This window comes from Paraburkholderia sp. BL17N1 (genome assembly GCF_003634175.1).
Lineage (GTDB): Bacteria > Pseudomonadota > Gammaproteobacteria > Burkholderiales > Burkholderiaceae > Paraburkholderia.
Window position 1 is genome coordinate 1,730,727 of the sequence record NZ_RBIW01000002.1, and the last position, 23,563, is coordinate 1,754,289.

The 23,563-nt window shown below is 60.4% G+C and carries 19 protein-coding genes and 1 pseudogene; 16 read left to right on the forward strand and 4 right to left on the reverse strand.

Annotated features, from left to right (window positions below):
* Positions 1-105: 105 nt before the first annotated feature.
* Positions 106-822, forward strand: a complete 717-nt coding sequence (locus B0G82_RS27700; protein WP_121309704.1) for a glutathione S-transferase C-terminal domain-containing protein — start codon at positions 106-108, stop codon at positions 820-822.
* A 102-nt stretch (positions 823-924) separates the two neighbouring features.
* Entirely contained in the window at positions 925-1,884 is a 960-nt protein-coding gene (locus B0G82_RS27705; protein ID WP_241974851.1) for an alpha/beta hydrolase, read from the forward strand.
* A 64-nt stretch (positions 1,885-1,948) separates the two neighbouring features.
* On the opposite strand, the gene B0G82_RS27710 is transcribed toward B0G82_RS27705, so the two are convergent.
* Complete coding sequence (locus B0G82_RS27710; RefSeq protein WP_121309705.1) at positions 1,949-3,847, reverse strand: S9 family peptidase; 1,899 nt, start codon at positions 3,845-3,847, stop codon at positions 1,949-1,951.
* Between the two features lie 359 nt (positions 3,848-4,206).
* On the opposite strand from B0G82_RS27710, the gene B0G82_RS27715 reads away from it, so the two are divergent.
* From B0G82_RS27715 to B0G82_RS27740, 6 genes are all read left to right on the forward strand, one after another.
* Positions 4,207-5,313 carry an ABC transporter ATP-binding protein gene (locus B0G82_RS27715; protein WP_121309706.1) on the forward strand — a complete coding sequence of 369 codons (1,107 nt, stop codon included), beginning with the start codon at positions 4,207-4,209 and terminating at the stop codon, positions 5,311-5,313.
* Positions 5,300-6,388: an ABC transporter ATP-binding protein gene (locus B0G82_RS27720; RefSeq protein ID WP_121309707.1), complete on the forward strand. Its 1,089-nt coding sequence runs from the start codon at positions 5,300-5,302 to the stop codon at positions 6,386-6,388. The genes B0G82_RS27715 and B0G82_RS27720 overlap by 14 nt, the downstream gene beginning before the upstream one ends.
* Complete coding sequence (locus tag B0G82_RS27725; protein ID WP_116147170.1) at positions 6,385-7,281, forward strand: sugar ABC transporter permease; 897 nt, start codon at positions 6,385-6,387, stop codon at positions 7,279-7,281. The genes B0G82_RS27720 and B0G82_RS27725 overlap by 4 nt, the downstream gene beginning before the upstream one ends.
* Positions 7,271-8,080 carry a carbohydrate ABC transporter permease gene (locus B0G82_RS27730; protein ID WP_116122399.1) on the forward strand — a complete coding sequence of 270 codons (810 nt, stop codon included), beginning with the start codon at positions 7,271-7,273 and terminating at the stop codon, positions 8,078-8,080. The genes B0G82_RS27725 and B0G82_RS27730 overlap by 11 nt, the downstream gene beginning before the upstream one ends.
* Positions 8,080-8,361 (forward strand): DUF2160 domain-containing protein, encoded by a 282-nt coding sequence (locus B0G82_RS27735; RefSeq protein ID WP_121309708.1) that lies wholly within the window; start codon positions 8,080-8,082, stop codon positions 8,359-8,361. The genes B0G82_RS27730 and B0G82_RS27735 overlap by 1 nt, the downstream gene beginning before the upstream one ends.
* Before the next feature lie 108 nt (positions 8,362-8,469).
* On the forward strand, positions 8,470-10,212 hold the full coding sequence (locus B0G82_RS27740) for an ABC transporter substrate-binding protein (protein ID WP_121309709.1): 1,743 nt from the start codon (positions 8,470-8,472) through the stop codon (positions 10,210-10,212).
* A gap of 87 nt (positions 10,213-10,299) precedes the next feature.
* On the opposite strand, the gene B0G82_RS27745 is transcribed toward B0G82_RS27740, so the two are convergent.
* Positions 10,300-10,842, reverse strand: a complete 543-nt coding sequence (locus tag B0G82_RS27745; RefSeq protein WP_121309710.1) for a cytochrome b/b6 domain-containing protein — start codon at positions 10,840-10,842, stop codon at positions 10,300-10,302.
* A complete protein-coding gene (locus tag B0G82_RS27750; protein ID WP_121309711.1) occupies positions 10,839-11,900 on the reverse strand; it encodes a catalase family peroxidase in 1,062 nt (353 codons plus the stop codon). Before B0G82_RS27750 ends, B0G82_RS27745 begins: the two co-directional genes overlap by 4 nt.
* A 370-nt stretch (positions 11,901-12,270) precedes the next feature.
* Here B0G82_RS27750 and B0G82_RS27755 point away from each other — a divergent pair, with 370 nt between their 5' ends.
* Together B0G82_RS27755 and B0G82_RS27760 are read left to right on the forward strand one after the other, a co-directional pair.
* Positions 12,271-13,065, forward strand: coding sequence for a transporter substrate-binding domain-containing protein (locus B0G82_RS27755; protein WP_116147180.1), 795 nt, complete (start codon positions 12,271-12,273; stop codon positions 13,063-13,065).
* Complete coding sequence (locus B0G82_RS27760; RefSeq protein WP_121309712.1) at positions 13,062-16,178, forward strand: EAL domain-containing protein; 3,117 nt, start codon at positions 13,062-13,064, stop codon at positions 16,176-16,178. The genes B0G82_RS27755 and B0G82_RS27760 overlap by 4 nt, the downstream gene beginning before the upstream one ends.
* 112 nt (positions 16,179-16,290) lie before the next feature.
* Here B0G82_RS27760 and B0G82_RS27765 read toward each other — a convergent pair whose 3' ends face one another.
* Positions 16,291-16,611 (reverse strand): pyrimidine/purine nucleoside phosphorylase, encoded by a 321-nt coding sequence (locus B0G82_RS27765; protein WP_116147184.1) that lies wholly within the window; start codon positions 16,609-16,611, stop codon positions 16,291-16,293.
* Between the two features lie 596 nt (positions 16,612-17,207).
* Here B0G82_RS27765 and B0G82_RS27770 point away from each other — a divergent pair.
* From B0G82_RS27770 to B0G82_RS27790, 6 genes and pseudogenes are all read left to right on the forward strand, one after another.
* On the forward strand, positions 17,208-19,133 hold the full coding sequence (locus tag B0G82_RS27770) for a potassium transporter Kup (protein ID WP_121309713.1): 1,926 nt from the start codon (positions 17,208-17,210) through the stop codon (positions 19,131-19,133).
* A 207-nt stretch (positions 19,134-19,340) separates the two neighbouring features.
* On the forward strand, positions 19,341-20,801 hold the full coding sequence (locus tag B0G82_RS27775) for an amino acid permease (protein WP_116147188.1): 1,461 nt from the start codon (positions 19,341-19,343) through the stop codon (positions 20,799-20,801).
* Between the two features lie 165 nt (positions 20,802-20,966).
* Positions 20,967-21,116, forward strand: coding sequence for a hypothetical protein (locus tag B0G82_RS39835; protein ID WP_158608194.1), 150 nt, complete (start codon positions 20,967-20,969; stop codon positions 21,114-21,116).
* A gap of 124 nt (positions 21,117-21,240) precedes the next feature.
* Positions 21,241-21,483 (forward strand): annotated as a pseudogene (locus tag B0G82_RS27780) (IS5/IS1182 family transposase); the annotation flags it as partial.
* Positions 21,484-21,704: 221 nt separating this feature from the next.
* Positions 21,705-22,637 (forward strand): MBL fold metallo-hydrolase, encoded by a 933-nt coding sequence (locus tag B0G82_RS27785; RefSeq protein ID WP_116147189.1) that lies wholly within the window; start codon positions 21,705-21,707, stop codon positions 22,635-22,637.
* Between the two features lie 450 nt (positions 22,638-23,087).
* On the forward strand, positions 23,088-23,549 hold the full coding sequence (locus B0G82_RS27790; RefSeq protein WP_121309714.1) for a hypothetical protein: 462 nt from the start codon (positions 23,088-23,090) through the stop codon (positions 23,547-23,549).
* Positions 23,550-23,563: the final 14 nt, after the last annotated feature.

A 23,563-nucleotide genomic window follows, 5' to 3' on the forward strand; every position in this document is an offset into this window, starting at 1 on the left:
GATCGACCGGGAGTCGAGTAAGCTTGAGCGCATCGTATCCGCTCACTTCCGCGCTCCGCAGTAGTGACCTCTTCGCGGAGTGACGGCCTTGGCGAGGAGTGCCTCATGCTGACGCTCTATTCCTATCCCGACCTGTTTGGCGTCGCCGATAACAATCCTTTCGGTCTCAAGGTATTTGCGTTCATGCGTCTCTGCGGGATGGACTTCGAGCATCGGCACATTCTCGATACGAGCCTCGCGCCACGCGGACAGTTGCCATATCTGGTCGATGGCGAAGCAACGATCGGCGATAGCGACGGAATCATCGCCCATTTGAAGCGTCGGTACGACCTGCGCATTGACCACGCGCTTTCGCCGGGACAATTGAATCTCGACTTCCTGGTTCGAAGGACGCTCGACGACCTGTACTGGCCGATGAGCTTTTCACGTTGGCGCGACGACCGCTTCTGGCCGTCTTTCCGCGACGCCATTCTCGCCACACACGCGGACGTGAGCGCAAGCGACCTCGAAGCAGCGCGCGAATACAACCGGTTGCGCTATCACTATCAAGGCATTGGCCGCTATGAGCCGGAGCAGGTCTATGCGAGAGGTGTCGACGATTTGCGTGTCGTGGCGGATCTGCTCGGCGACAACGGATTTGTTTTCGGGCCCGAGCCGACAACCGTCGACGCGGCGATCTACGGCTTTGTCGCCAACATCTATTTCTACCGGATCGACACGCCGTTGAAGCAGTACGTACTCTCGCGTCCGGCGCTGGTTCGCCATTGCGAGGCCATTCATGAGCGGGTTAACATCGAGGCGCGCGCACACGTATCCCCTTGAGGTGAGCGAATAGGCCACTAGGCAAAATGGTCCATCAGGGTTGCTTGATCGCCGGAACCCGGCGTTGTTCGCCGCGCTAAACTGAATCTCATGGAGCCGACCTTGCACGAACTTCGCCTCGAGACGCTGCAAGTCGGCGCATTGCGCATGCGGGTGGCCACCCAGGGCGACGGCCCGCTGGTGCTCCTATGTCATGGTTTTCCGGAGTCCTGGTACTCCTGGCGGCACCAGTTGGCGGCGCTCGCCGCCGCGGGCTTTCGCGCCGTCGCACCTGATATGCGCGGCTATGGCGGCACCGATGCACCACCCGATGCGGACTCGTACACGATGCTGCATCTCGTCGGCGATATGGTCGAACTCGTCAACGTGCTCGGTGAAAGCGAGGCTGTGATCGTCGGCCACGATTGGGGCGCGCCGGTCGCATGGAACTCGGCGATGTTGCGGCCCGATCTGTTCCGTGCCGTTGTCGGCATGAGCGTGCCGTTTCATCCGCCTGCACGGGAGGATTTGCTTACTGCACTGGATCGGCAAGGAATACGAACATTCTATATGCAGTACTTCCAGACGCCCGGTGTAGCCGAGCGTGAGTTCGAGGCGGATCCCGAAGCCGCGATTCGACGCATCACCTTCAGCATGTCGGGCGATGGGCCCGAACGCGTCGTGGCCGGAATATTGGCACCCGGCGCAGGTTTTCTCGACAACACGCTCGACCCCGAGACGCTGCCAGCCTGGCTCACCAGCGAAGAGATCGCCTATGTGGCGGGCGAGTTCGCGCGCACGGGTTTCAGAGGCGGACTCAACTGGTATCGCGGTATTCGACGCTCGTCGGAACTCATGGCCGCATGGCGAGGGGCCGTGATCCGGCAGCCTTCGATGTTCGTGGCCGGCGCGAGAGACGACGTCCTCAAGTTTCCAGGCTCGCGGGCGCGTATCGAGAATCTGGCACGCGTGCTACCCGGGTTGCGTGGCTGCCATATTCTCGACGGCGCGGGTCATTGGATTCAGCGCGAACGCTCGACCGAAGTGAGCGACTTGCTAGTCGCGTTCCTGAGAGGTCTGTAAAGCGGCACGGCGGGCCGACGCGAGTTTGCGCCGACCGCCGTCCCATGCGGAATCTGTCGGCCCGCTACGCCGCTGAACGGCCGCCTAGATGTTGCGCGAGAAAGACCTCCATCGCCTCGTAGAATTCGAACTGGTTTTCTTCGTTGTGGAAGCCGTGTCCTTCGTTGTCTTTGAGCATGTACTTGACGTCGATCCCACGTTCACGCAGGGCGCTCACGATCTGGTCGCTTTCGGCTTGCTTGACTCGCGGATCGTTGGCGCCTTGCGCGACGAATAACGGCGTCACGATTCGATCCACGAAGAATAGCGGCGACGCATCGTGCAACGCCTGCTTGCCCGTTTCGGTTTGCGGGTTGCCGATCATCTCGTACATCATGTCGAGCATCGGCTTCCAATACGGCGGCAGCGATTCGAGCAACGTGAACAGATTCGAAACGCCGACATAGTCGACCGCTGCCGCATAGCGCGCGGGAGTGAATGCGACGCCGGCGAGCACCGCGTAGCCTCCGTAGCTCGCGCCGTAGATGCCCACGCGCGCTGGGTCGGCCAGACCTTGCGCGACGAGCCAGTCGATACCATCGTCGATGTCGTCCTGCATCGACTTGCCCCACTGACCGAAGCTGGCCTCCCAGAACGCGCGTCCATAGCCCGTCGATCCGCGGAAGTTCAACTGCAAGACGGCGTACCCGCGATTGGCGAGCAGTTGCACTTCGGGGTTGAATCCCCACGAATCGCGCGCCCAAGGTCCTCCGTGCGGATTGACGATCAACGGAAGCGGGCGCTCCAGCTTTTGCCCGAGTGCGACGCCCGCAGGCAACGTCAGATAGCCGTTGATCCGCAACCCATCGCGCGCGACGAAGCTGATCGGTTCCATTCGCGCCATGTCCGCGGCGTCGAGCCAGGGCATCAGATCACATAGCCGGGACAGATGACGGCTGGCGATATCGTACGTCCAGATCGAGCCCGGCGACAGGTCGCTCGAAGCGTGGACGATCGCGCGCGACTCGTCGCGCGTGATGCTCGTGATCGCGATCTCCTGGCCGGGCAACTGACGAGCCAGATCTTCGTGGATCGAACGAGCCCACTCGTCGAAGAAGTGCCGATGCAAACGGTCATCCACATACCACGCTGCGGTCAATACGCGCCGATGTTGCGAAAAGGTCATGCCGCCCACGTCCACGTGTTCGGCTTCGAACAGCAGTTCGCCCTCCTGCGCGGTTTGCGGGTCGAACTCGAAGATGGCCGTCTTGTCGCGGCCTCGATTGGAGAGCACGTACAAGCGCTGATCGTCGAAGGTAAAGAACAGCGGCGACACCGTTTCGCGAAAGTCCGCCGTGAGGATCGGGCGGAACGGTTCGGTTTCGGTTTCGCGGTAGAGCAAGGTGGTGTTGACGCCGTCCGAGGCCGTCGCGACACGCAGGTTCCCAGCGTGATCGGTCATCCAGCCCAGGATGTTCCCGGGGTTTTCAGCGATCGGAGTGAAGGCGCCCGTGACGACGTCGACGCGAAACACGTCGAACACCTGCGGGTCGCGCCGGTTCATCTGAATCAGGATATGGCGGTCGTCGTCTCTGAGATCGTCGACGATGCTCGCCTTGACGCCGTCGAACGGCGTCAGGTCGACCGGTTCGCCGCCATGGATCGGCACGGACAACACGTGATAGTTTTCGTCGCCGCCAAAGTCCTTGACGAACAGTATGCGGTCGTTTCCTTTCCAGTTGTGGCCCGGCACGTCGCGTTCGGTTTCGCTGGTCAAAGCCCGCGCGTCCCCTGAAGGTGAGCCATCGGGGCCGACTTCCTGAACGAAGATGTTCTGGCGGCCCGCGTGCCGGGTCAAGAACGAGAGATGCCGGCCATCCGGCGAAATCGTGAACTGGTGTTTTTCGGGCCTGCGGAAAAAGTCGCGTACCGAGTACAGCTTGACGGTCCGGTCAGCGGCTTCTTTATCGTTGACAGCACTCATGCGGTCCTCCTCAAAAGCCCCATTTGACCACGCGCGTCAAACCTGCGTCCTATCCGCGCGCCGCGAACAGGCTATTCGTCGGTCGGATTGCCATTCTGTTACGCTGACATCCAGATTACGATTGGCGCAAAGTAAAACACTCAACGAAAGCAATCGTTATCAATGTGGTAAGCGTCAATGAACTTCGTTGTCGACCGATTGTATGGTTAACACCAATTTAAACGTAAACGAACAAAAAGGAACATCGAACCCGTTGTTTTGATTTCCTTTCAGAAAAAGGGGTGCGCTCGCCGTCCGCCCCAAGTTGGACCAGAAGGCACCCGCAGTACCGGAGACGCACTAGAACAAAGGAGAGCGATTTGGTCTTGGAACTGGAGCGGGTGACAGTCGTTTCGGGCGCCCACACGGACCTGTATGGCGTCGATCTGCGGCTTGTCCCCGGCGCGATCAACGTGCTGCTTGGACCGACGCAAGCCGGCAAGACCACCCTGATGCGCGTGATGGCCGGACTCGACCGCCCGGCTTCCGGCCGGGTGCTGGCCGACGGCAACGACGTGACCGGCGTCAGCGTGAGACAACGCAACCTCGCGATGGTCTACCAGCAGTTCATCAACTATCCCGCCATGACGGTGTTCGACAACATTGCGTCGCCGCTGCAGCTGCAAAAGACGCCCGCCGACGAAGTCAAACGGCGCGTCCACGAAGTCGCCGCCAAACTCCATATCGATCACCTGCTGCAACGGCGTCCGGGCGAACTGTCCGGCGGCCAGCAGCAGCGTTGCGCGTTGGCGCGGGCGCTGGTCAAGCGCTCGTCTCTGGTCTTGCTGGACGAACCGCTCGTCAATCTCGACTACAAGCTGCGCGAGGAACTGCGCGTGGAACTGGCGACGCTGTTCGCGGACGGCAAAACCACCGTCGTCTACGCGACGACCGAACCGCTTGAAGCGCTTCTGCTCGGCGGCTATACGGCGATCGTCGACAAGGGGCGCGTGCTGCAGCACGGACCGACGCTCGATGTGTACAACGCGCCGGCCAATATCGACGTCGCGGCCGTCTTCAACGACCCGCCGATGAACATGCTCGCCAGCAATCTCACCGCCGACGGCACCGCGCGCCTGCCAATCGGTATCGACGTGCCGCTCGGGCGAGCCAGCGTGCGGGCTGTCAGCGCGAACGAAACGGTCCGCATCGGCGTCCGTCCCGGCCATCTGCGACTCGCGCCGCGAACGCCGCGCTCCGTTGCCGTGCCGTGCCGGCTCGAACTGGCCGAACTGAGCGGCTCCGAAACCTACTTGCATCTGCATACGCGGCAAGGCGGCATCGATCTGGTGGCGCAACTGCAAGGCGTGCATCAGATCGATCTGGGTGCCGAACTCGACGTGTACATCGACCCCGACGAACTGTTCGTGTTCGGCGCGGACACGACGCTGGTGTCTGGCCCGGAGGCCGCTCATGGCGCGCATTGAGTTCCAGAATCTCGCGCACGCGTATGCACCCAACCCGGCCACGCTCGACGACTACGCGTTGCAACCAATGAGCATGGTCTGGGAAGACGGTGGCGCGTATGCGTTGCTCGGGCCGTCCGGTTGCGGCAAGTCGACGCTGCTCAACATCGTGTCCGGTCTGGTGACGCCCTCGGAGGGCAAGGTGTTGTTCGACGGCAGCGACATCACCGCGCAGAGCCCGCGCGAGCGCAACATTGCGCAAGTGTTCCAGTTCCCGGTGATCTACGACACGATGAGCGTGTTCGACAATCTCGCGTTCCCGCTGCGCAACCGCAAAATGTCGGCGCATGACGTGAAACAGCGCGTTCACGAAGTGGCTGAGATTCTCGACATGACGCGTGAATTGCCGCGCAAGGCGAACAATCTCTCGGCGGATGCGAAGCAGAAAATCTCGCTTGGACGCGGCCTCGTGCGCAAGGACGTTGCCGCGATCCTGTTCGATGAACCTTTAACCGTTATCGATCCGCATATGAAGTGGATCCTGCGCCGTCAGTTGAAAAAGATTCATCAGCAACTGAAGCTGACGTTGATCTACGTGACGCACGATCAGGTCGAGGCGCTGACCTTCGCGGATGAAGTCGTCGTAATGACGAACGGCCGTGTCGTGCAGAAAGGCGATCCGGGCGCGCTGTTTTTGCGGCCCGATCATGCGTTTGTCGGCTATTTCATCGGCAGTCCGGGGATGAATCTCTGTCCGGTCGAACTGAATGCCGACGGCATCAGGATCGGCACGCAGCATTTACGACTCGACCCGCCTACGCTCGAAACCCTGAAGCACGCCAACGGCACGCTGACGCTCGGCATTCGCCCGGAATTCGTGCGCGTGGCGAGCGATGGTGAAGCCGGCGCAGTGAAAGCGCACCTGCTGCGTGTGCAGCAACTCGGCAATTACCAACTCGTCACTGCGCAATGCGATGGCCACGTATTCAGGGCGAAGGTCGAACCGCATCTGCGTGTCGATGAAGGGGCGGTCTGGTTGAAGCTCGCCACGGCGGAAACCGTATTCTTCAGCAACGACGAAAGGATCACGCGATGAGCAAGCCCGTCAACCAGAAGGCGTGGCTGCTGGTCGTGCCGGTGTTCATCTGCGTCGCGTTTTCGGCCATCTTGCCGCTCATGACGGTGGTCAATTATTCCGTGCAGGACATTATCAGCCCGACGCAACATGTGTTCGTCGGCACCGAGTGGTTTCGCGCCATCATCAACGACGACGACCTGCGCGGCGCGCTCGGACGGCAGATCATCTTCTCCGCCTGCGTGCTGCTGTTCGAGATTCCGCTCGGCGTCGGTCTTGCACTCGCAATGCCCGCGTCGGGCTGGCGTGCGTCGGCTTCGCTGGTGGTGCTGGCCATGCCGCTGCTGATTCCATGGAATGTGGTCGGCACGATCTGGCAGATTTTCGGGCGTCCGGATATCGGCCTGCTCGGTTATGCACTCAATCACGCGGGCATCGAATACAACTACACGGCCAGTCCCGCCGCCGCGTGGATCACGGTGCTCGTGATGGACATCTGGCATTGGACGCCGCTCGTCGCGCTGCTCTGCTATGCCGGCTTGCGCGCGATTCCCGACGCCTTCTATCAGGCCGCCGAAATCGACGGCGCGAGCCGCTTCGCCGTGTTTCGTTATATCGAGCTGCCGAAGATGCGCGGCGTGTTGATGATCGCCGTGCTGCTGCGCTTCATGGATAGCTTCATGATCTACACCGAGCCGTTCGTGCTGACGGGCGGCGGCCCGGGCGATTCAACCACGTTCCTGTCGCAGTACCTGACGCAGAAAGCGGTCGGCCAATTCGACCTCGGCCCGGCGGCGGCGTTTTCGCTGATCTACTTCCTGATCATCCTGTTGCTGTGTTTCATTCTGTACAACTGGATGGAGCGCGTGGGCAAAGGCGGCCCCGCAACGCTGGGAGACGAGCATGCGCAATAACCGCTGGATGCGCGTGGCCGTGCTGACGTTGTACATCCTGTTCGCGCTGATTCCGCTCTACTGGATGCTGTCGATCTCGCTGCGCACGAACGAAGAGACGATGTCGGCGTTCGCGATCTGGCCGCATCACGTGACCTTCGACAACTACAAGGTCATCTTCACCGACCCGTCCTGGTACTGGGGCTATATCAACTCGATCATCTACGTGCTGATGAACACGGTGATGTCGGTGCTGGTTGCGCTGCCTGCCGCGTACGCGTTCTCGCGCTATCGCTTTCTCGGCGACAAGCACATGTTCTTCTGGCTGCTCACCAACCGGATGACACCGCCCGCCGTGTTCCTGCTGCCGTTCTTCCAGCTGTATTCGAGCGTCGGTTTGATGGACACGTATATCGCGGTCGCGCTCGCGCACATGCTGTTCAACGTGCCGCTGGCGGTGTGGATACTCGAAGGCTTTATGTCGGGCGTGCCGCGTGAAATCGACGAAACCGCCTATATCGACGGCTATACGTTCCCGGCATTCTTCATCAAGATTTTCCTGCCGCTGATCAAGTCGGGCGTGGGCGTGACCGCGTTCTTCTGCTTCATGTTCAGCTGGGTCGAACTCCTGCTCGCTCGCACGCTCACCACCGTCAACGCCAAGCCGATTGCCGCGGTGATGACGCGCACGGTATCGGCGGCGGGGATGGATTGGGGCGTGCTCTCGGCGGCGGGCGTGCTGACCATCGTGCCCGGCGCGCTCGTCATCTATTTCGTGCGGAACTACATCGCGAAGGGCTTTGCGATGGGGAGAGTCTGATGCTCACGTGGATGTATTGGACACCGGAAGTCGCGATTTTTTTCGGTTGCGTCGTGGTGATGCTGGCGGGTATGACCGTATGGGAAATCCGCTCGCCCACCGTCGAACGCAAAGGCTTCCTGCCGATCGGCACCACGCGTGGCGACCGGCTCTTTATCGGATTGCTGATTGCCGCGTATATCAATCTCGCATGGGTCGGCATCAGCGCGGAACATGCGAGCGCGTGGCCCGGTTTCGCGGCGTCGATGCTCGTGCTGCTGATCGTCATGTGGAAGGGATGAACAGCACTGCGTCCTGAAGGTTTGCGTATCTGGACAGACCGGTTCCGTTGATGCCCCGGGCGGACCTCGGCAGTTGATCCAAGGGGTGCGGAGACACAGGAGAAAGCCATGCAACAGAGGAGACGAATTGTCACGCTCGCCGTGGCAGGCGTCATCGCGACTGGCTTCACGAGCCACGCGGCGATCGCCGGCACGCCCGAAGCGCAGAAGTGGGTCGATAGCGAGTTCCAGCCCAGCACGCTATCGAAGCAACAGCAGATGGACGAGATGAAATGGTTCATCGATACCGCTGCGACGCTGAAATCGGCAGGCGTCAAGGAAGTGCACGTGGTGTCCGAAACACTCGACACGCACATGTACGAATCGAAAACGCTCGCCAAGGCGTTCACCGAAATCACGGGCATTTCAGTCAAGCACGACATCATCCAGGAAGGCGACGTCGTCGAGAAACTGCAGACCTCGATGCAATCCGGCCAGAGTATTTACGACGGCTGGATTTCGGACTCCGACCTGATCGGCACGCATTATCGCTATGGCGTGATCATGCCGCTGTCCGACTATATGACCGGCGAAGGCAAGAAATATACGAACCCTGGCCTCGACATCAAGGACTTTATCGGCACGAGTTTCACGACCGCGCCGGACAAGAAGCTCTATCAGTTGCCCGACCAGCAGTTCGCGAATCTTTACTGGTTCCGCGCCGACTGGTTCGCGCGCAAGGATCTGCAGGACAAGTTCAAGGCGAAATACGGCTACGAGCTGGGCGTGCCGGTGAACTGGTCCGCGTATGAGGACATCGCCGAATTCTTCACGAACGACGTCAGGAATATCGACGGCGAAAAAGTCTATGGGCACATGGACTACGGCAAGAAAGATCCGTCGCTGGGATGGCGCTTTACCGATGCATGGCTTTCGATGGCGGGCGAAGCCGACAAGGGCATTCCGAACGGCATGCCGGTCGACGAATGGGGCGTGCGCGTCACGCCGGACGGTTGCCACGCGGTGGGTGCGTCGGTCTCGCGCGGCGGCGGCACGAATAGTCCGGCCGCGGTGTTCGCGACCACCAAGTACATCGACTGGTTGAAGAAGTTCGCGCCGCCCGAAGCCTCGGGCATGACCTTCAACGAAGCGGGGCCGGTGCCGGCGCAAGGCAAGATCGCCCAGCAGATCTTCTGGTACAGCGCGTTCACCGCGTCGATGCTGAAACCCGGCAACGTGACCAACGCGGACGGCACGCCGAAGTGGCGCATGGCGCCCTCGCCGCACGGTCCGTACTGGAAGGACGGCATGCAGAACGGCTATCAGGACGTCGGTTCGTGGACCTTCTTCAAGTCGACGCCGCCGAATCAGCGCGCTGCCGCGTGGTTATACGCGCAGTTCGTCACGTCCAAAACCGTCTCGCTGAAGAAGTCGATCACCGGTCTCACGTTCATTCGCGATTCCGATATTCATAGCGATTACTTCACGAAGAACGCGGACAAGTATGGCGGGTTGATCGAGTTCTATCGAAGCCCGGCTCGTGTCGCGTGGACGCCGACTGGCAACAACGTGCCCGATTATCCGAAGATGGCGCAACTGTGGTGGAAGAACGTCGCGACAGCCGTCGCCGGCGAGAAGACGCCGCAAGCCGCGATGGACAATCTGGCGAAAGAAATGGACCAGGTACTCGGCCGTCTGCAGCGCGCGGGGATGAAGGTCTGCGCGCCGGAATTGAATCCGGAAAGCGCACCGGACAAATGGTTGTCGGATCAGCACGCACCGTGGAAGAAGCTGGCGAACGAGAAGCCGAAAGGCGAAACGGTCAAGTACGACCAGTTGCTGACTGCGTGGAAGCAGGGAAAGGTGCGGTGAGCGTGGCGATGCGGTAACTCAGTAAAGTTTGACGCGGGCGGCCTGTGCAGGTCGCCCGCTTCGTTTCAATCGCCGAAGGCGCGTGCCTCACCGCCTCGACCAGGACGCCATCGCCTCGAACACACCGTCACGTCTCACTAGCGCGTGCAGCAGCGCCGCCGCCAGGTGAAGCACGATCAGCGCAAAGAAACACAGCGCCAGCGTTCTGTGCGCGTTCCATAGCAGCGTGTGCAGACCGTTGCTATGCGGCAGGATGGACGGCAAATGCATTCCGAACACCACGACGGGATAGTCCGCCGCCGACAGCATGCCCCAGCCGATTAGCGGCAGCCCGATCATCAATAAGTAGAACGCGAGATGCGAGAGGCGGGCGGCGAGTTTCATCGGTTCCGGCATCGACGCCGGCAGCGGCGGTGCGCCGCGCGTCAACCTCACTACCAGGCGAATCAGCGCCAGCACGAGAATCACGATACCCAGCGGCTTGTGAATCGACACCAGCGAAAGATAATCCGGGCGGACGGTGGACACCATCCCGACGCCGATGAACAGCATCGCCAGAATGCAGATCGCCATGAGCCAATGAAGCGCGCGTTGCAGCGGTGTGAAGCGAGCGTGGATCGGGGTCGTCATGGCGTGGCTCCTCCCGCCGGATGGCGCGGATAGTCCTTATCCTCGGCGGTCCGCCGGTTGAACGAGACAGAATAGGCGGCTGAGCGCGCGGCCGGAAACGGGTCGTCCGAGACGTGCATGCCGGACGGCAGGACCGTGGGATCGAAGTTGAGATCGCGACACGGACCGTCGGCCTCGGGCTCGATTGCGTTGACCACCAGCGTGCCTGCCTCAACCTTGCGTCGGTCTTCCGGCCAGGCTTTGGTGGGGTCGGCGGTCGGATCGCCTGGGTTGGCGGCGGTGATGACCAGCGTCCAGCGTTGCGGAGCGCTCTGCACCCGCTGCGTGATATCCGCGGCGAGGAAGTCGGCGCCTTTCGCCTTCAACTGGTCGGCGGACACAGCCTCGGGCTGCGCTGCCGGTACAAAGGACCAGCGTACAGGCTGCTCCTGCCCTTGTGCATTCGTGAAGATGAAGCTATTGAGGCTGTTATAGCGGTCCTGCGCGTACGAGGCCGTCCACGGCGCGCTGCCGGCCCAGCCGACGAATGTGCCGAACTCCGGGTGCGCGGCGACAAAATTCTTCATCGCGTCCGGATTGCTCGTGTTGGCCGACGCCTGAAGCAGGTCGTAGAACGCCTGCGGCGTGGCGACCGGGAAGAAGGGCGCGTCGATCATCGCCGTGCGCCATTCGCTTCCATCCGGTCCGACGATGCGCAGGCTGAGGCCTCGCACCCTGACCGTGGCGTCCGGCGCTTTGGGGTCGGCCGTCGCGAGGTTGAAACGTCCTGTGACCGGATACGATCCAGGCGCGAACATCGGCGCCTTGGAGAGGACCGCGGCTCCACCGTTCGATTCGAAAGTGCCGGTAAAGCAGACGCCCTTGGCATGATTGCGCCGGAAGCCGAGCGCCGCGCCGCCCGGCGGCGCCAGACCGTTGACGATCTTGGCCGGCGTGAGACGCCCTGGCGAGAGCCAGCCGGCCGTATAGGCGAAGGCCGCGACCAGCGCGGCCACGACCACGGCAATCAGTACCAGCGAACGGACGGCGGAGGCATTGGAAGTCGGTCTGTCGGCCATCGATCTCTCCCGATCAATGATTCGGCTGAGTAAAAATCTAGCAGGGTGGGAAGAATAGTGCCATTGGTTGATGAATTGTGCTTACTCGGCGTCTGATCGTGGAAGTTCTCCAAATGGACAGAATCCGCTTCCGCGCAAAAAAATAACAACCGCCGTCTCAAGAACTGCAGCCCGTTGCCGATATTGCGTGAAGAGCGCTTTCGGTTGGATGTTCCGCTGGCACTACGGACAGGTGTATGCTGGCCAGTCCGTAAAAAAATTGGCATCTCATTGGCCGCATTCAAAATGACCCAATAGCAGGATCTCGTCGGTGCCATCGTCGGGAAAACTGAATGTGGTACTCAAGTCATCTTCGTACGACGGAGACACTGTGATTCGACATTGCCTCGGGGGTTTGTTGCTGGCGCTAAGCTGCGTGGGTAGCGCCATGGCCGCGGGTCCCGAATGTTCGCGTTCGTTTACGCTCGCTTTGCACGATCACGGCCTGCTCTATTCCGTCGACACAGATACTGGGATCGACAAGGACTTCGCCGATGAACTGATTCGCCGCAGCGGTTGCCAGATCAGAGTCAGCCTGATGTCGCGAGCCCGGATCTGGAAGCTGATTGAATCCGGCGCTCTGGATTTCAGCCTGTCGGGCATTGCCAACGATGAGCGTAATGAGTACGCGGATTTCGCCTGGTACTTCAGCAACAAGTACTATCTGCTGGTGCGCAAGGACGCTGGAATTCATCGGCTGGCCGACTTCGAACACAACGATCAGTTTCAGCTCGGCGTCATCCGCAGCTTCCGCTATAGCGACTCGGCAAACCGGCTGGTCGACAAGCTCTCCGCTGAAAATCGTGTCAGCCAGGCCGGCGGTCTGGATCCGCTGTATCAGGCACTGATCCTGCGGCGCATTCAAGGCATGATCATCGAGCCTTTCGATTACCCTGCAATCGATGAAAAGAAAATCCGCGACGTCACCACCATCGTGGAATTCGACGACCCCGCCGTCCGTCACGGCCTCATCATGTCGAAGAAGGCACTGCCGCCGGCCGAGCGGGAAAAGTGGCGCGCGCTGGTGAATGAGATGCGCGCGGACGGCACCGTGCGGCGCATCTTCGAGAAGTACTTCAAACCCGACCTCGCCGATTCGATGGTCGATTTCAAGACGCAGCCGTGAACTGGGCACGCCTCGTCCTGCTTCCGTTTCTGGTCCTGTCCGCCGCGCTCAGCGTGACCTGGATGCTATGGGACCATGAGCGGCAATCCGCGCGTCATGAACTGCTGTCCCAGTTCAACTATTCGCTGGGCGACGCCGTCAGCCGGATCGAGCAGCGCATGGGCACGTACGAGCTCTTGCTACGCGGTGTGCAGAGCCTGTTCGCCGCGACGGGCGAGATCGATCGCGGCCGGTTTCGTGACTACGTCGGCACGCTCAATCTCGACGCCAACTTCTCCGGTATCCAGGCGATCGGCATCGTCGCGTGGGTGCCGGCGGCGCAAAAGCTCGAGCATATAACGGCCATGCGCCGGCAGGGCGTGCCCGACTACGCGATCGAGCCCGAAGGCGCGCGCGAGAACTATGCGCCCATCATCCAGCGCGAGCCTTTCATCGGCATCAATCGCGCGGCGCCCGGCTTCGATGCATGGGCGGATCCGGTCCGGCGGCGCGCACTGGAGCAGGCGCGCGACTCCGGCATAGCGACCCTTTCCGGCAAAGTTCGCCTCTCGGTGGATTCCGGCGGCAATACTCGCCCCGGATTCGTCATGTACCTGCCGATCTATGCACGAGGCCAGCCACAAGACAGCGTCGCCGAGCGCCGCGCGCACCTGGTCGGCTGGGTGTTCGCGTCGTTCCGCATGCACGATGTCATCGCCAGCCTGTATGGCGAGCAGCCGCCTGGTCTCACCATCGCTATCTACGACGGCGTCGAAATGTCGGCCGCCGCGCTGTTGCACAAGACGCCAGAGGCGCCCGGTCATCGTCGGCCTGCGGACATGTCGGCCTATGAATATCTGGTTGTCGGCGGACATGACTGGACGCTCTCGATGAGCGCCTACGACGACTTCAAGGCCCGCTTCGGCCGCAACGCCGCGCTCCTTATCGCCAGCACCGGCACGGGCCTCAGCTTGTTGCTGGCGCTGCTCACCTGGCTGATGATGACCGGCCGCGGCCGGGCGATGCGGCTAGCCTCGGCAATGACAAAGGAATTGCGCGAGAACGAAGAGAAATTCCGCGCGATCGCCGACTGTACGGTCAACTGGGAAATCTGGTGGGGACCCGACGGCAAGCCGCGCTGGATCAACTCGGCGGTGCAGGCGTATATCGGCTACACCGTCGACGAGTGCATGGCCTTACCGGATTTTGCCGGCACCGTGATTTATCCCGAGGACATTCCCCGCGTGGCGCCTGAATTCCAGAAGGCGCTACAGGGTTTGCGCGGCAATGACCTTGAGTTTCGCTGTGTTCGCAAGGACGGCTCACTTATGTGGCTGTCCGCGTCCTGGGTTCCCATTGCCGATTCCAAGGGCGAGTTCATCGGCTTTCGCATGAGCGGCCGCGACATTACCGAGCGCAAACAGGTCGAGGCTGAGCTGCGCATTGCCGCTGTCGCATTCGACTCGATGGAACCGATGATGATCACCGACGCGAGCGCCACCATTCTGCGCGTGAACTCGGCCTTCACCGAATGTACCGGCTATACGGCCGAGGAGATCGTCGGCCAGACACCGCGCGTGCTGCGATCCGGCCGCCACGACGACGCATTCTTCGAAGAGATGCGGGAAGCGATTCACAGTGCGGGCGGATGGCAAGGAGAAGTCTGGGACCGCCGCAAGAACGGCGAGGTGTACCCGAAATGGCTCACGATCTCCGCCGTGATGAGCGACGACGGCACCGTCAGCCACTATGTCGGCACGCATCACGACATTACCGAGCGCAAGATCGCGGAAGAGAGGATCAAGGAACTGGCTTTCTTCGATGCGCTGACCCGGTTGCCCAATCGCACGCTACTGCTGGACCGCCTGAGGCAGGCGATCACGGCCAGCGCCCGCAACGAAGCATGCGGCGCGCTGCTGTTCATCGACCTGGATCACTTCAAGACGTTGAACGATACCTTGGGCCACGACAAAGGCGATCTGCTGCTGCAGCAAGTGGCGCGGCGTCTGGCAGATAGCGTGCTCGAAAGCGACACCGTGGCGCGAGTCGGCGGCGACGAGTTCGTGGTGGTGCTCGGCAATCTGCATAAGAACCGGCAGGAGGCGGCCAATCAGACGGAGGCCGTGGGCGAAAGAATCCTCGCCGTTCTCGGCAGTCCGTACCAGCTTGGCAGGATCGAGTACCGCACGAGTGCGAGCATTGGCGCCACCGTGTTCAGAGGACATCAGGCCTCGATCGACGAACTTCTCAAGCAGGCCGACCTCGCGATGTACAAGTCCAAGGAACGGGGACGCAATGCCGTGCGTTTCTTCGATCCCGACATGCAGACCGTCGTGGTGCAGCGAGCCGCGCTGGAAGCGGGCCTGCGCAACGCCATCGAAGACAATCAGTTCCTGCTCCACTACCAGGCGCAGGTTGTGGGTACGCGAGTGACAGGTGCGGAAGCGCTGGTGCGCTGGCAGCATCCGCAGCGCAGTATCGTGCCGCCTGCTGAGTTCATTCCGCTCGCGGAAGAGACCGGACTAATCCTTGCGCTGGGGAGCTGGGTGCTGGAGGCCGCTTGCGCGCAACTGGCGCAATGGGCAACGCGGCCCGACATGGCGCATCTCACGATCGCGGTCAATGTCAGCGTTCAACAGTTCCGCGAAGCCGATTTCGTGGACAACGTATTGACGATTATCGCTCGCACCGGCGCGCGGCCTGACAGGCTGAAACTGGAGCTGACGGAAAGTGTGCTGGTCGACAACGTGCAGGACATCATTGAGAAGATGAGCGCGCTGAAAGCGAAAGGCATTGTCTTCGCGCTCGACGATTTTGGCATCGGCTATTCGTCGCTGTCCTACCTGAAGCGGCTGCCTCTGGATCAGCTAAAAATCGACCGCTCATTCGTGCGCGACGTCCTGATCGATCCGAACGACGCCGTGATTGCCAGAACTATCGTGGCGCTTGCGCGCAGCCTCGGTTTGGGTGTGATCGCCGAAGGCGTCGAAACCGAGGCTCAGCGGGATTTCCTCGCTGCGGCGGGATGCTACGCGTATCAGGGCTATTATTTCTGCCGCCCGCTTCCCATCGAGGATTTCGAGGCGCTATTGAACAATGTCGAAACACGTCGGTGCGTGGCTGAGCGAACGTGAGACGAGCGCCGTTGATCGCAACCGAATCTTCAATCCGTGCTTGTCTCTTCGCCGGTTGGGCGGTGGCGCGTGCCCAACCGGCGATTGTCGACGTCGCGCGACGCGACACGTTTTACAGATAGCTGCAGACGTAGTCGAGTGTTTCGATCACGTCGATATCGAAGCGGCTTTTCCCGGGCACCGAGAACGACTCGCCCGCACCGTACGTCTTCCACTCGTCACTGCCTTCGAGGCGGATGCGGCATTGACCGGCCTGTACTTCCATGAGTTCCGGCGCGTCGGTGCCGAAGTTGAGCGCGCCCGGCAGGATCACGCCAAGCGTTTTGCGCGTGCCGTCGGCGAACAGAACCATGTGCGAAACGCACTTGCCGTCGAAATAGACGTTTGCTCGTTTAACAATGGAAACCTGATCGAATTGCGTTGCTGCCGTCATGCCAATCTTCCTCTGGGTTGTCGTGAATGGATGCGTTTGCGTGGACTCTGGCCGGACGTTCAGGTCTACGCGGACCCGCCATCATACAGGCGGTCGGCGGCGTCATACGCGGAGTGGACCTAATGGCCTGGTGATCCGCGGGCCTGCGCACCACATGACCGATGACATGGCCGAGCATCGCACCGATCGTGACCATCGCCATGGTGGCGATACGCATGGCAAAGCAGTGCAGCGCCTGCTTGCGCCTCGCATGTCTGCCCAAGAATAAATCTGTCACTACTTCACGTATCAGTAGCGCGGCAAACGGCCGATGGTATATGTTGAATTAGTGGCACACCGTCTTCAGGAAAAGAGACAGTTCGCGCTAGCCAAAGGCAGATACGCGAAACATCAGAACAATATGAATGCGCGTCAGGCGTTAGGGATTGGGACGCGTGTTTCTCGTACGAAAGTTGCTTGCGCGAGGCGGACTGTTGCGTGGGACGCAGGCGACTCCTCGAAAAAAACGAGGCCTGATAAAAGCAGGAATCGGTTCCGCACGTGCATCGGCTCAAGCCGAATGCTGCACCGCGAGAACGCGAAACTGGGAGCGAGACATGAGCCAGACAATATCCGCCGCGGCCGATGCGGGCAATTCAGGCGGGCGCGAGCATCACCGCCCGGCGACGCCCGCGCTCGCGCTGGCAGCGTTGGGTGTGGTGTATGGCGATATCGGCACCAGTCCGCTTTATACGTTGCAGACGGTGTTCGATTCGGCCAACGGGCTGTCGCTCAATGCGCTGAATGTGGTGGGTATTGTGTCGCTGATCGTCTGGTCGTTGATCGTCGTCGTCTCGCTCAAATACGTCACGTTGATTCTTCGCGCGAACAATCACGGTGAGGGCGGGATTATGGCGCTGCTGGCGCTGGCCGCGTCGTCTGTAGCCGGGCGGCCGCGCTTGCGCCATGCGTTGCTGGGCATCGGCATCATGGGCGCGGCGCTCTTTTACGGCGACAGTGTGATTACGCCGGCGATCTCGGTGCTGAGCGCGGTCGAAGGTCTCGAAGTGGCCGCGCCGTTCCTCAAGACCTGTGTGATACCCGTGACGCTGGTTGCGCTGGTCACGCTGTTCCTGATGCAGAAACGCGGCACGGCCGGTATCGGCATCGTGTTCGGACCGGTGATGGTGCTCTGGTTCATCGTGCTTGCGGTGGGGGGCGTCGTCAACATGATGCGGGCGCCCGCGATTCTCGTCGCGCTCAATCCGCTCACGGGGCTGGCGTTCTGTATGCATCATCGGTGGCTGGCGTTCGTTGCTTTGGGCGCGGTCGTTCTGTCGTTGACCGGCGCGGAAGCGCTGTATGCCGACATGGGACATTTCGGCGCGAAACCGATCCGGCTGACGTGGTTCGGCCTCGTGTTTCCGGCGCTCGCGCTGAACTATCTGGGGCAGGGCGCGTTGCTGCTTGCCGATCCGGGCGCGCTGCAAAATCCGTTCTACAAACTGTTTCCGCAATGGGCGCTGTATCCGATGATCGTGCTCTCGACGGTTGCGACCGTGATCGCGTCGCAAGCCGTTATCTCGGGCACGTATTCGATGACCAAGCAGGCGATGCAACTCGGCTTTCTGCCGCGCATGAACGTTGTCTATACCTCGGAAAGGGAGATGGGGCAAATCTACGTGCCCGGCATCAACTGGACGTTATTGGCTGCAGTCTTGGCTGCTGTGCTCGGCTTCGGTTCATCCACGGCGCTCGGTTCCGCGTACGGTATCGCCGTGACCGGCACGATGCTGATCACGACCATTCTGACGTTCTTCGTCATTCGCTATGCGTGGCATTACAACTGGCTGCTGTGCGTGGTTGCGACCGGTTTCTTCTTCGTGATCGACGCGGCATTCTTTTCCGCGAATCTGCTGAAGTTCATGGAAGGCGGCTGGTTCCCGCTTCTGGTCGGGCTGATTATCTACACGATCATGGCAACCTGGGGTCGAGGCTGGGAGATGATGCGTGCCGAAGCGCGCGTGAGAGCCGGGACGACGCCGCTCAAACCTTATCTGGCGACGCTGCTGAAGGAATCGCCGATTCGCTGCGGTGGCACGGCGATCTTTCTTTCGCCGGATCCTGACGGTGTGCCGCATTCGCTGATCAACAATCTGATGCATAACCGCGTGCTGCACAAACGCGTCGTCTTCGTGACGGTCGACAACGAGGAGATACCGTGGGTGCCTGCCAGTGAGCGTGTGAGCGTGCGTTCCCTCGATTCGGAATGCTACCAGGTCACGATTACGTATGGTTTCATGGATGAAGTCGATCTACCGCGCGCACTCGAAGTTTGCAAGGCTCACGGGCTGGCATTCGAGCCGGCCGAGACTTCCTACTTCCTGAGCCGTGCGACTCTCGTGCCGACTCGTGATAGCGGCATGGCGATGTGGCGAGAGCGCTTGTTCTCGGTCATGTTGCATAACGTGGGTAACGTCGCGGCTTATCTGAAGCTGCCGGCCAATCGAGTGATCGAGTTGGGGGCGCGAGTGGAGATTTGAGGATTATCTAAGAACGCGAGCAAAGTTTTAACCGTGGGCGGGACAGAATCAAATATTCACTTTGTTTTTAATTCGGACTACACTGAATTTTCCATTCCCCTTACCTTACCCGCTAGTTTTCAGTAACAGATGTTTTTGTCGTGATCCGCGAGCCGAAGCAAGCCGGGTCGGCTCGTGCCCAACACCATTCGAACGGGACGACTCATCATGGCTGATACGAGCTACATGGCACGGAAATCCGTCGCCGATATAGTAGGAAGCGCCGACGCGGAAGAAGGCCACTCACTATCGAAAACACTCGGCGCCACCAGCATCACCGCGATGGGTATCGGCGCCATCATCGGCGCCGGCATCTTCGTTCTGACGGGCACCGCCGCAGCGCAATTCGCCGGCCCGAGCATCATCTTGTCGTTCGTGCTCGGGGGCATTGCATGCGCGTTCGTCGGCCTCTGTTATTCGGAACTGGCGGCGATGTTGCCGGTGTGCGGCAGCAGTTACACGTACACGTATGCCACGCTGGGTGAAATATTCGCGTGGATCATCGGCTGGGACTTGATCCTCGAATACGCGATGGGCGCCGCCACGGTGGCGGTCGGATGGTCCGGTTATATCGTGAGCTTGCTGCATAACGTAGGTATCAATATCCCGCCCGTTCTCGCCACTGCACCTGGCACCGTCATCAAGCTGGCAGATGGCACCACCGCGACAGGCATCGTCAATCTACCCGCGATAGCGATCATTGCCATTCTTACCATCATGCTCGTGCTCGGTACGAAGGAATCGGCCCGGCTCAACAACATCATGGTGGCGGTCAAGCTGGTCGTGGTGGTGGCCTTTATCGCCCTCGGCCTGTTTTTCATCAAGCCGGCGAACTGGCATCCGTTTATTCCCGCGAATACCGGCGAGTTCGGCAACTTCGGCATGAGCGGCATTCTTCGCGGCTCGGCCGTGGTGTTCTTCGCGTTTATCGGCTTCGATGCGGTTTCCACCGCGGCGCAGGAGGCGAGAAGACCGCAGCGGGACATGCCGATCGGCATCCTCGGGTCGCTGATCATCTGCACGATTTTGTACATACTCGTTGCAGGTGTGCTCACTGGGCTCGTGCCTTACACTGAACTGAATGTGCCTGATCCGATCGCCAAGGGTGTGGATGCCATCGGCATGAACTGGTTCTCCATTCTGATCAAGATCGGTGCGCTGACAGGTTTGACCACGGTGATTCTCGTGCTGCTGTACGGGCAGAGCCGCATTTTCTTCACGATGTCGACGGATGGTTTGCTGCCGCCTCTGTTCGCGCGAGTTCATCCGCGTCTTCAGACGCCTCATTTGAGCCAGATTCTGATTGGCTCGGTTGTTGCAATCGTGGCGGCGCTTACGCCGATCAGCGTGCTCGGAGAGATGGTCAGTATCGGCACTTTGTTCGCGTTCATTCTTGTGTGCGGCGCGGTGATTTATTTGCGGCGCAGTGACTCGGATGCTTCACGTCCTTTTAGGGTTCCTGGCGTGCCGGTTGTGCCTGTCTTGGGGATTCTGTTTTGCCTGCTGCTGATGGCTGGGCTGCCGCTTGTTACGTGGGTGCGGCTTGTTGTGTGGCTTGTGATCGGCATGACTATTTACATGTCTTATGGCCGGAATCATTCGAGGTTGCGTTATCCGGAGCGGCATTGAGTGAGCGTGACGCCGGATTGGCGCTACGGCGAGTATTTCTCACATAGCGATGAAAAATGCTCGTTTGGTGGTCGAGGTCTGTCTTCGTAAACTGGGAGTGTGAGGCGTGGTCGCGGCGATGGTGTCGCGCGCCGTGGCTGCTCCCGGTTTATGAGGAGGTTTATCGTGGATATGACCTTGTTTGAGATCTCTGCTGTGCTGATTGTTTTGGGTATTGTGGGTGTTGTGGTGGTCAGGGCGTTTGCTTCGTCGCGAGTGGATGGTATTGATGTTTTTATGCGGCGGCATATGCCGGACGAGCGGGAGAGGCAGTAGACCGAGTTTGCATTTGCTCGCACCGGTAGATGTGCGGTTCCGCGAGTTCATGCGGCCGTCGCTTAGTCACGGGGCTCACACCCGCTAAGCAAGTAGCGGCGTCCTTCCTTCACAACCAACCGGCGACGCCATTCCGCCGATGCGCGGATTGCGCGGACATCCACTGCAACGCGCGCGCGTGATCCACGCCGATCGCGGCGACAACCCCAAGCGGCATCGGCGGATATTGTGCGATTGCGGCATCAAGCCGATGATGGCCAGGCACCGTCCCACACATGGCAGCGGCCGTCGCAAGTATCGATGGTTTGTCGAACGCACACATGCCTGGCTGCATCACTTCTCGCGCCTCCGTATTCGTCTCGAGCGCGTTCCGTCATTCACATACCCTCCTCAAACTCGCCGATTGTTGCCGTTCGGACAACACGCTGAGCACATTCGCGACGCTACTGGCATTCACCCCCGCTCACTAGAATCAGTCTCACGGTCATGTCTAAACGCGAGCAACACGCAGCGCGCGAAATTCATGCTCGTGTTAATGAACCACGCCGCCCGGTGCTGCTTACCCCATTGTTTAAGAGGACTATTGCCATGAGCGAAACAACCCGTAACGTGCAGCCTGTCACCGCCAACCTCGGCAAAGAAGGTTCAGGCGAACTCGTGCCTTCTCGCTACGCCGTGCGCGTGGGTGATGTCGATGTCGTGCTGATCAGCGATGGCGTTCTGCCGCTGCCGACCTCCACCATGTCCACTAACGTGAGCGAAGCGGACCGCAACGAATGGTTCGATGGTCGTTTCCTGCAACGTGACATGTACGACTGGGCGCTGAATATCGCGCTCGTGCGCAGCGGCGAACGCCTGATCATGATCGACTCGGGCGTGGGTGACGGTTTCGAATACTTCTCGCGCGCCGGCCGGTCGGTGATGCGCCTGGAATCGGCTGGCATCGACCTGGCTGCGATCACCGACATTGTCGTTACGCATATGCATATGGATCACGTCGGCGGCCTGAACGTTGATGGCGTCAAGGCCAAGCTGCGTCCGGACGTGCGCATTCACGTGTCGGCTGCGGAAGTGGAGTTCTGGAAAAATCCGGACTTCAGCAAGACGGTGATGCCGGAAACGGTTCCTCCCGCACTCCGCAAGGCTGCTGCAAAGTTCGTCGAGCTCTATGGCGAAAACATTGTGCGGTTCGATCAGACCGTGGAAGTCGCAGCGGGCGTGTCGGCCCGCGTGACGGGCGGACACACCCCGGGGCACTGCGTCGTGGACATCGCATCAAACGGCGAGAAGCTGACGTTCGTAGGCGACGCGATTTTCGAAGTCAACTTCGACAATCCCCGATGGCAAAATGGCTTCGAGCACGAGCCTGAGGTGGCTGCGGATGTGCGTATCGCGCTGCTCAACGAAGCCGCTGAAACGGGCGCTCTGCTGGCCGCCGCGCATGTCGCGTTCCCGTCTATTGGTCACATTGCAAAGAAGGGTGAACGCTTCCATTTCGTGCCGGTGCAATGGGACTACTGATAGATTTTAGAATATCAGCCATCGTCGTATAGGTCGCACGGACCAGACATCGGGAAATGTATGGCGCGCTCGGCGACAGTCCGCTTAGTGCAACGCAACCGGCGTCTGCGCGCACAAGCCTGCGTACATCATTAACCTGTGCAATCGTCCAAAACCGAGCCTTTAGCCTGCACAGTTACCCTCTCATAATCCCGCCTGATTTATAATCACCTCGCCGTCGGGAAACACCCGGCGACCTGGTTTGGAAGCCAGTGATACAAACCGCACACCCGCCCAGCGGGTCGTGCGTCTGCTGCTGCACGTCTATATTCCAATGGGCGGGCTGTAGTGGGGGAGCCGCAAGGCTCGCCGGTTTGTTTGTATCCCGGTCTTCCAATCCCGCTACGTGCCCGCTCACCCTTCCCAAAGAGAGTGTCGGGCGATCTGAGCAAGCATCAGGGAGATCGCAAAATGACCAAGCCCATTAAGAGTCAACCCGCTTCACGCCCACCTGTCGACGCACTCCAGTACGAAAAACTCGCCTTATCTGCATTCGACTTCTGCGATCGGCAATTGAGCCAACTGAATACGCTGGTTACACTCGCGTCCTCGATATGTAGGAATCCTCCCATTACGAGTGACGAAAGACGCCGCCGCCAGATTATGCTTGAACTACTCGTCGACACTGCGGAGCAATATCAGCAAGACCTCGAAAACGATCGCGAGCTTTTCCAGGTGATCGCACTCGATGCAAAGGGCGTCTCTCAAGCGCGTCTGACGGCCAGCCACGCAACGCGTCTTCTTGCCGAAGCATCCAAGCTCGCGAGCGGATCGCAACCCACCGCCAACGTCGCCAAGCGAAAAAGAACGCCCACGAAAACCGCGTCGATCGTAAAAACGCAAACGCAGCAAGCGGTCGCCGTGCGGCACTGATCGACGGATAGCGG

What these genes read in the sequence shown, in the direction of transcription:
- B0G82_RS27700 (WP_121309704.1), top strand. Translation starts at nt 106, where the DNA reads ATGCTGACGCTCTATTCCTATCCCGACCTGTTTGGCGTCGCCGATAAC.
- B0G82_RS27710 (WP_121309705.1), bottom strand. Translation starts at nt 3,847, where the DNA reads ATGAGTGCTGTCAACGATAAAGAAGCCGCTGACCGGACCGTCAAGCTG.
- B0G82_RS27720 (WP_121309707.1), top strand. Translation starts at nt 5,300, where the DNA reads ATGGCGCGCATTGAGTTCCAGAATCTCGCGCACGCGTATGCACCCAAC.
- B0G82_RS27725 (WP_116147170.1), top strand. Translation starts at nt 6,385, where the DNA reads ATGAGCAAGCCCGTCAACCAGAAGGCGTGGCTGCTGGTCGTGCCGGTG.
- B0G82_RS27730 (WP_116122399.1), top strand. Translation starts at nt 7,271, where the DNA reads ATGCGCAATAACCGCTGGATGCGCGTGGCCGTGCTGACGTTGTACATC.
- B0G82_RS27735 (WP_121309708.1), top strand. Translation starts at nt 8,080, where the DNA reads ATGCTCACGTGGATGTATTGGACACCGGAAGTCGCGATTTTTTTCGGT.
- B0G82_RS27740 (WP_121309709.1), top strand. Translation starts at nt 8,470, where the DNA reads ATGCAACAGAGGAGACGAATTGTCACGCTCGCCGTGGCAGGCGTCATC.
- B0G82_RS27745 (WP_121309710.1), bottom strand. Translation starts at nt 10,842, where the DNA reads ATGACGACCCCGATCCACGCTCGCTTCACACCGCTGCAACGCGCGCTT.
- B0G82_RS27750 (WP_121309711.1), bottom strand. Translation starts at nt 11,900, where the DNA reads ATGGCCGACAGACCGACTTCCAATGCCTCCGCCGTCCGTTCGCTGGTA.
- B0G82_RS27765 (WP_116147184.1), bottom strand. Translation starts at nt 16,611, where the DNA reads ATGACGGCAGCAACGCAATTCGATCAGGTTTCCATTGTTAAACGAGCA.
- B0G82_RS27770 (WP_121309713.1), top strand. Translation starts at nt 17,208, where the DNA reads ATGAGCCAGACAATATCCGCCGCGGCCGATGCGGGCAATTCAGGCGGG.
- B0G82_RS27775 (WP_116147188.1), top strand. Translation starts at nt 19,341, where the DNA reads ATGGCTGATACGAGCTACATGGCACGGAAATCCGTCGCCGATATAGTA.
- B0G82_RS27785 (WP_116147189.1), top strand. Translation starts at nt 21,705, where the DNA reads ATGAGCGAAACAACCCGTAACGTGCAGCCTGTCACCGCCAACCTCGGC.
- B0G82_RS27790 (WP_121309714.1), top strand. Translation starts at nt 23,088, where the DNA reads ATGACCAAGCCCATTAAGAGTCAACCCGCTTCACGCCCACCTGTCGAC.